Raw genomic sequence first — 451 nt, forward strand, 5'->3', positions numbered from 1 at the left:
CGGCCAGCAAGTCAGTCACGGTACTTGAGGCGCACGCCGCGCTGGCCTTCCACCTCACCCAGCTGGATCAACAACTCATCACTGGGCGCAACGCGCCATTGCTCGCCCAGCTCCAGCCAGGCCTCCGCCGCGGCGTTGCGATAACGCAGGCGCATAGGCAGGCCTTCACTGGCCAGGTGTGGCGTCAGCAAGGTGGTCAGCTGCTGGGTGAAGCGACCGCCGATGTCCTCGGCGGCAATGCTCATCTCGACCGCCTCACCGAAGCGCGCCCGCGCATCGATGATCGGCGTGACATCCTTGCCGCGCAGACGCAGGCCGCCGGAATAGTCATCCTGACTGACCTCGCCTTCGACGATCACCACGCTGTCAGGCACCAGCTTGTTGCGCACCTGATCGTAGAGCTCACCGAACATCGAGGCCTCGATGCGTCCGGTGCGGTCATCCAGGGTCA

General features: G+C 65.0%; 1 protein-coding gene. It reads right to left on the reverse strand.

Features of this window, described 5'->3' with window-relative positions; all coding sequences use genetic code 11:
• Positions 1-11: 11 nt before the first annotated feature.
• Positions 12-451, reverse strand: a 440-nt coding sequence (locus HUS66_RS17455; protein ID WP_254628903.1) for an OB-fold nucleic acid binding domain-containing protein, incomplete at its 5' end; no start/stop codon positions are given.

The organism is Onishia taeanensis (assembly GCF_013349955.1).
Lineage (GTDB): Bacteria > Pseudomonadota > Gammaproteobacteria > Pseudomonadales > Halomonadaceae > Onishia > Onishia taeanensis_B.